The organism is Desulfobacterium sp. N47, assembly GCF_051233685.1.
Lineage (GTDB): Bacteria > Desulfobacterota > Desulfobacteria > Desulfobacterales > RPRI01 > RPRI01.
The window spans coordinates 21,391-29,485 of the sequence record NZ_JBAMMY010000079.1 but is presented as its reverse complement, the minus strand read 5'-3'; the positions used below and the strand labels follow the sequence as shown (position 1 = coordinate 29,485).

4 protein-coding genes are annotated in these 8,095 nt (G+C 40.4%); all 4 read left to right on the top strand.

Annotated features, from left to right (window positions below; genetic code table 11):
- Positions 1–399: 399 nt before the first annotated feature.
- The 4 genes from VXK47_RS04975 to bamA all read left to right on the top strand — a co-directional run bounded on the left by VXK47_RS04975 (position 400) and on the right by bamA (position 8,079).
- Positions 400–684, top strand: coding sequence for a BrnT family toxin (locus VXK47_RS04975; protein ID WP_435547670.1), 285 nt, complete (start codon positions 400–402; stop codon positions 682–684).
- Positions 665–901, top strand: coding sequence for a hypothetical protein (locus VXK47_RS04970; protein WP_435547669.1), 237 nt, complete (start codon positions 665–667; stop codon positions 899–901). The genes VXK47_RS04975 and VXK47_RS04970 overlap by 20 nt, the downstream gene beginning before the upstream one ends.
- Before the next feature lie 444 nt (positions 902–1,345).
- Positions 1,346–5,248, top strand: a complete 3,903-nt coding sequence (locus tag VXK47_RS04965; RefSeq protein WP_435547668.1) for a translocation/assembly module TamB domain-containing protein — start codon at positions 1,346–1,348, stop codon at positions 5,246–5,248.
- The gene (gene bamA / locus VXK47_RS04960; protein WP_435547667.1) at positions 5,245–8,079 is read left to right on the top strand and encodes an outer membrane protein assembly factor BamA; all 2,835 of its coding nucleotides are present in this window, start codon (positions 5,245–5,247) and stop codon (positions 8,077–8,079) included. Before VXK47_RS04965 ends, bamA begins: the two co-directional genes overlap by 4 nt.
- Positions 8,080–8,095 lie beyond the last annotated feature (16 nt).

Genomic DNA, 8,095 nt, shown 5'->3' with positions numbered 1-8,095 from the left:
GACCCGGCTTAGAAAGTTTGCAATTGGCGTTGTCAAATCTAAAAAATTAGCCAAACAAACCGTGTCTCAAAAAATGAGACGATTATCATTTAACGTAAGAGCTGTCTTCGATTATCTGAAAATGACGAAAAGATTTCAACCTGTGGTTCTAAATAATTGAAGCTTATATTTAGAACAAATTTACCGTGAAGCGGAAGAATCACATTGGATTTGCTGGAATGAATATGATATAATGTTTCATATTGGAAGACTATTTTACAATATTCTGAGTGAAAAAAAGGAAGAAAAATATTCTAATATCCAAATACAATATGATTTCTTTCAGATCGTGGCAAAAGATAGCTACTCGCGTTGAAATCTGTGTTTGACATTGACAAAGGAGGAATCATCAGACATCTTATGGGGCTATTGTTTGAATGGGATACGAATAAGGCACAGCTAAACCTAAAAAACCATGGTATCTCTTTCGACGAAGCGAGCACGGTATTTAGTGACCCGTTGTCACAGACGATTGATGATCCCCTGCATTCCGAGGACGAAGAACGCTTTGTCCTGATTGGGCGATCTATTCAAGGACGACTCCTGGTTATCGTTCATACGGAAAGAGGCGATCGAATACGTATTATCAGCGTCAGGTTGGCGACAAAAAGAGAGAGGTTCAGATATGAAGAAAATGAAGAATGATCCAGATATGCTGGAGGAATATGATTTTACTGGTGGAATCCGAGGGAAATATGCAAAACGGTATGCGGAGGGAACTAACGTCGTAGTCATTGATCCCGACATAGCTGAGTATTTTCCAGATCACGACTCGGTCAACGATGCTCTCCGTAGTTTAACTACAATTATCAAGAGGCAGAGGAAGGCCGAACAAATCACTCCAGCGGACAATAGCCGCTGAGTTTTGCGTTACTGTGCTTTCTGTCAGTAATAAACAATTTTCAAAAAATCCGATAGCATTTCTTTGTAAATGCTATCCTCAAAAGTTGCAGTATTTTTAAATAGTTTCCGTATTTAGCATCTGATCATAAATTTATTCAAGATATCCGCCGGATGGTCGATTCCATGCTGTATGAACGTACCGCTATTTCCGGAAAGCCGGAAGCATTTAACCGTCACGAGATCAAATCACTGTGCCATTATTCCCCATGAAGAAGTGAACCCTTGATTTTCCTGGTATAAAATCCAAATGCTCTTATCATGTATCTCACATTCCCCGATATTGACTCCGGTTAGATATAATGTAAAGATGCTATAGGACGTCAGTTGCAGCAATTGCTTCTTACAAATCCATCAAGCTTAAAAATATATAGTTTCGGAAAGATGAAAAACCACAGTAAATTATATGCCAAAGAAATTTAAATTAATATATATCAGTATCGCAGCTTTATTGGTTTTTATAATTATAGCGCTTGCAGGACTTGTTTTTTTAGTTCAAACGGATTTTGGCAAACGAATCATTGAAACTGAAATAGACAAACAAATCCGGGGCGCTATCAATTTTAAAAACCTGCGGCTTAACCTGCTTAAGGGACAGCTTGAACTGGATAATATTGTATTAAAGGATGCCCAAAAAGAAGATATTGCCGGTCTTAAGCGGCTTTTTATAGATATCTCCTGGGATTCTTTTTCGGAAGGCAGCCTGATTGTGAGGCAGCTTGTGATTGAAAATCCATGGGTTTTGCTTCGTTTGGATAAAAGCGGAAATCTTAATCTGACAAATGCCCTGAAATTGGTCAAAGATTCCGGAAAGCATGAGCCCATAAATCTGGATAAGTACAAATTACATCTGGAAAAACTCAAACTGATAAACGGAAAAATCGGGTTTGAAAAACCTGATTCGGCATTAACGATCGCAGTAAACGGAATAGATCTTGATGCAAACGGTTACTGGCCGCAAAAAACAGGCTCTTTTGATCTGCTGATAAACAACGGGAGCATAAAAGGTAAGTCCCCTGATGTGATATTTGGTACTCTCAAGTTTAAAGCATCCTTTGCTAAAGATATGGTTTCTTCTCTGATACTACAGGGTTCTTCCGGCAACTCCGGATTTGATGTAACCGGACGCATCAGCAATGCTTTTAACAAACCATCAATTGACCTATCCGGTGACCTGGATCTATCTCTTTCAGAGTTGCAGAATATTATTGGAATCGACCGATTATATAAAGGCCGGATTCATGCACATCTTGGGGCAAAGGGTTTAATAAACAATCCTGAAATAGCAGGAACCGTTAATTATGACGGCGGGGTCGTTGCAGGTTATAAAATTAAACGGGCAAACATTTTATTTTCACTGAAAAACCGTCTTGTAACACTTAAACCATGCAGCCTGTGGGCTGGCGGCGGTCAGATAGATCTTAACGGGGCTATTGATCTTGTAAAGGCTTTTCCTGAAGGATTTATGTCCGGCAAAATTTATCCTGATGAAATTATCTATGATATTGTTCTTGAGGGAAAACAGATAGACCTGGAAAAGCTTGGTATTGACTCTAAAAAGATGCGGGGCAGAGTTCAATCAAATGTATTGCTCCGGGGCAAAGGCTTTGAGCCAAAGTCTGCCAAAGCTTTTGCAGACTGGAAAATACAGGGACAAAGGGTTACAATTGATCGGCTGGCTGCTCCTGTTGACCTGCTTTTTACAGGAAAGGCCGATCTGAATCATGGTATTTTAGCTCTTAAACAGGTCTTGTTTAGTTCCCATAAAACAAAATTGCAGGCAGACGGTCAATACAATATAATTTCCGAGGCGCTTGACGGGAAAGTTTTACTTACTTCGCCTGATCTCAGCTCGGCGTTATCTCCATTGGGGATTAAAGATATTAAAGGAAGCATCCGCCTGGATGCAACGGTTTCCGGATTTGTTAAAAAACCGGAGTTTAACTGCGATGTACAATCTAAAGCGCTTGTTTATCAAGGCATATCTATTGGTGATGTCCGGCTTAAGGGCGGTATGGACAATTCGGGGATTCTTGATATCAAGGAGCTTAAGCTGGTCAACAGAAATTCAGTTTTAGATGCTTCGGGAAAAATTCAGATTTTTGCGCCAAAATCACAAAAACCGGCTGAAGCTACAAACCTTGATATCATAAAGGCCAGTATCTTTCTTAGCGATTTTCATAAAGATTTCAAGGGTAGTCTGTTTGCAAAAGGTCATGTGGAAGGTCCGTGGAAGCATCTTCGCGGAAGTTTTAATATTTTTGGGAAAGATCTCTTAATCGCAGGACAACCTGTGCATGAGATAAAACTTAATCCCGAACTGGACGGAGATGTTATTAAGGTTAATCCTCTTACGATACAGCTTGTACCCGGAGAATCGATTGCCGGAGAAGGCCGGATTTCATTTGAGGGAAAATATCAGATAAGCCTGACATCGGAAAGCATTTCCTTAAGTTCAATTGAAGCTATCCGCAAGCTTGGTCTTGCAGAAGGAAGGCTTCGCTTAAATATTTCCGGTGATGGATCTTTTAAACATCCTGTACTTTCAGGCAATATAACAATGACAAGGTTATATTTGAAGGGGCAGGACTTTAAGGATTTCAGAATACATTTTGATCTGAACCGGAATATTTTAAGTTGTAATACCGATATAGGCTTTAAAGCAGACGGAAAAATAAATCTTCAAAACAGCGATTTTGATATAAATGCAGCTTTTAATAAATCCGACCTTTTACCTTACCTTACAATGGCCGGATATCCGGACTGGTCGGGAAAACTTAGCGGAAGAGTTGAAGCGAAAGGGAATGCAAAAAACCCCGATAGCATAAGCGCCCGTGCTGATATTTCGGATCTGAAACTGTCCTTTGGAGACAGGAAAACAATTAGTACAAAGGATGTAAACCTGTCGTACCAAAAAGGCGCTTTATTGATTCCTGCTTTTGATATGATTTTTATGGATAACGCAAAACTTACTATCAACGGAACAGGAAGGCTGAACGGGCCGGTAGATGTTCATGCACGCGGCAATATACCTGTATCAATAGTTGCACTGTTTACTGAAGATCTTTCCGATATAAAAGGAGAGTTGAAACTTTCGGCAGATCTTGCCGGGTCATTTGCCAAGCCGGAAATCAGCGCCAAAGCAGATCTTAAAAACATTTCTTTTACTGTTCCTTATCTTTTACAGAAACTGCATGATTTAAATGGGTCTGTCCATGTAAATCCGAAAGGCATATTTGTTGAAAATATTTATGGAAAGTTGGATGAGGGAACATTTAACTTTGACGGTAAAGTAGAATTGAAGGGCTTTCAACCGGGAAAAGGATATATCAACTTTAAAGCTGCCGCCCTTCCAATCAGAATTCCCGATACCATGGACATGGTTCTGGATGCAAATCTGATGCTTTCCGGCAGTAAAGATAAATCACTTCTGGATGGTGAAATTGTTCTTGTAGATGGCTTGTATTACAAAGATGTGAAACTGAATCTGCTTGATGGACTAACGGAGAAAAAACGCGAAAAGATAACGACAGTGGAACAAAACACGGGTCCCTTTTTAAAAAACATGGCTGTTGATGTGAATATAAAACATAGAAATACTTTCCGGGTTGAAAATAATCTGGCGAAGCTTGAAATTATACCGAATCTGAAAACTCAGGGCACGGCTGATAGTCCTTTGATAAGGGGCAGAGCTGCTGTTGAATCCGGAACAGTAGAGTATCTGCGAAAGATTTTTGTAGTCAAAAAAGGAGTAATTGACTTTTTGAATCCTTATAAAAATGATCCGACCTTTGATATTAAAAGCGAGGTTGTCGTGCGGCAGTGGAAGATAACTCTTGAAATATCCGGCACTAAGGATGCGCTTGTGCTCAAACTCAGCTCGGATCCGGCTGAAGAACGTGAGGATATTCTTTCATTATTGCTGGTGGGAAAAACAAGCCGCGAGTTAACCAAAGCAGGAAGCGGCGCCGCACAATCAACCGAACAGATTCTTGCGGAAATGATAGCATCGACTCTGGGTGATGATATAAAGAAAACCACGAGTCTCGACTATCTGGAAGTTGAAACCACAGATAATACAACAACAGGTAATAAAAATGGTGAAACCGAGGGTTATGTCAAGGTAACGATAGGCAAGGATCTTTCTAAACGTCTGACTATAAAATATGCGGTTACATCGGAGAAAGGAGAGCTCATACGGCGTTCTATTGCAGAATACAAACTTTTACAAAACCTTCGCTTAAGCGGATTTCAGGATACCAGCGGCATATTTGGCGGAGAGATCAAGTACAGGATCGAATTCCGATGATTGTAAACGATATTTCTTTAAAAAAAATAGCTGCGATATTTGAATTTTTGAGCGTTTTTATTATCGGGATTCTTATTTCCGTTTCTGCCTGTTGTGCTGATGCCAAAAGCACAAAGGATAATTATCTTAATATCTCGGATATAAGGGTTACGATTGCAAAAAGAATAGTTGAGGATGAACACGATATCAGTCTCAGGCAAATGGTTTTCAATCTGATTGACCTTAAAAAAGGAGAAAAATTTTCTCCCGCCCTTCTGGATGAATCCATACGTATGCTGCAACAGAGCGGAAAATTTAAAGAGATCAATGTGGATTCAAAAGAAGAAGACGGGAAATTTATTCTTTTCTTTCATCTCACTCCTTACCGCTGGATCAAGGATATCAGGATTTATGGAAGATATCCGGTATTTGAACGTGATGTGCTTGCTGCGATGACGATATATCCCGGAAATGCATTTGTGCAGGAAGTACTGGAAAAACAGGAAGCGGAAATAGTTAAACTTTATAAAAACGAAGGCTATATAGAACCTAAAGTCAGTGTTGTTGCCGATGAAGATCCGGCAGACGGCAACTACATAATAAAGGTCAAAATTGATAAGGGCCCATTTTACAGTCTTAAAACCATTGCTTTTACAGGCAATAAAAATTTTTCCGCCACAAGGCTCAAATGGAAGATGAAAATATGGCGTGAAGCTTTGTTTCCGGCAAGCTTCGGCCGGTTTATTGAAGCCGGTTTTAAAAAAGATGTAGATGAGCTGACAAAGTTTTACCGAAGCAAAGGTTTTGCAGATGTTGAAATACAGCCGGTTATTAAAAAGGATGCAAAAAACCATACGGTTTCCATTTCATTGCTTATCAATGAAGGCCCTTGTTACCGTACTCTTTTTTCAGGTAATAAGGCTTTTTGGGATAGTACTTTAAAAAAAGATCTGATTCTTTTGCGTGATGGAAACCGCAATGGTTTGGGTCTGAAACGAAGTATAAGAAAAATAGAAGAATCATATCAATCATCAGGCTATCTTTCTGCTAAGATCAAAGCGGAAGAAGAACCCCATCCGGGAAAAGATGATATTCGGACAATTCGTATAATAATCGAGGAAAATCAAAAAACGATAGTCGATTCCATCGATATTAAGGGCAACGTCTCATATCCCGAAAGCAGGATAAGAAAACAAATGCTTACCGAAACCGGCGGTATTTATGGAAGTGGCATTTTTGTGCCGGCAATCTTTGAAGAAGACATTTCCTCTATACGGGCGTTTTATATCAGTGAGGGCTTTATGAGTCCTGAAGTCAAACAGGAGCTGGAATGGAACCGGGATCGAAGTCGGGTAAAGATCCGGATTACAATCAATGAAGGTGTCCGTACTATGGTTTCTTCCGTTAAGATAGCCGGTTCAAAAGTACTCTCGTCTGATGATGCTTTAAAGTTGATTACATTAAAGGAAAAGCAGCCATTCCAAAAATATATGATCGGAAAAGATGAAAATGCCTTGTCCCGGTTGATCTCCGACAAGGGATATCCTTATGTAAAAGTAAAAGGTGAAATTGAAGTTGCCACCGACAGGAAGCAAGCAGAAATTACATACAGAATCACAGATGGTATTTATGTATCCATGGGAGAGGTTTATTCAAAGGGCAACCTTCGGACAAAGGATCGTGTGATTAAAAAAGAAATGGAAATCCGAACGGGCGAACCATTTTCTTTGGAAAAAACGCTTTTAAGCCAGAGAAACATCCGGAATCTGGATATCTTCAAAGAGGTTGGTTTCAAGACCCTTGGGCTTAAGGAAGAAAAAGACAAAATCAATCTTATGGTTGATATTGAGGAGCAGAAACCCTATTTTGCCGAGTTGGGCTTTGGTTATGAATCATCGAAGGAGTTTTATGCGCGCACAGGGATAGGAGATCATAATCTGTTAGGATTAAACAAATACGGCTGGGTAAGCGGTGAAATCAGTCAGACCGGGTACAAATCGGAAATCGGTATAAGTGAACCACGGTTTCTTGACACATATACATCAGCTTCTATGAAAATATATGCGGAGCAGGTGGAAGAGTTTAACGAGAACTTTGGCTACAAGGCTCTTGGTGCATCTTTGGGCTTATCTCCAAAAGCCATTAAGAACTTTACTCCGGGACTCAATTTCAGTCTGGAACGAAGAGACCAGTACCGCCTGGACAGCTCACTTCCTCTTGGCGCTTCAATTTCCGAAGAAGAATATCAAAAACGAAGCATACTTGTTGTTACCCCTTCATTAACATATAATACACGGGATTCATTCATCCGCCCGAAGAAAGGGGTTTATTCTTCCCTGCATGTAGATGTTTCCAAAGGTCTTGAAAACTCTTTTGACGACTTTATAAAATATCGTTATGACCTGCGTTATTATTATACCCCGGTTAATCGCCTGACACTGGCTTTTCTGGGCCGGGCCGGGTATATCAAGGCTTATGGCAATAAAGGGCAGGTGCCTCAGGATCAGCTTTTTTTCCTCGGCGGCACTTTTGATGTGCGGGGGTTTGAAGAAAATCTGCTCAGGTTTGACAGTGCCGGCGATGCCATAGGAGGACGTTGTGCGGTTTCAGGCAGTATGGAGGCCAGGATAGATCTTGGCGCTAATGTTGAAATGACTTTATTTTACGATACAGGCAGTGTATCAAAGGCATTTGTGGATGCCGGTTCCGACGAATTCCGGTCTTCGGCAGGACTGGGGCTTAGATACATTACCCCGATAGGGCCAATCGGCATTCTGTACGGGCATAAGCTTGACCGGGAAAAAGGCGAAAGCTCCGGACAGATTCATTTTTCGGTGGGATACACGTTCTGATAATTTTTTAAAAGGG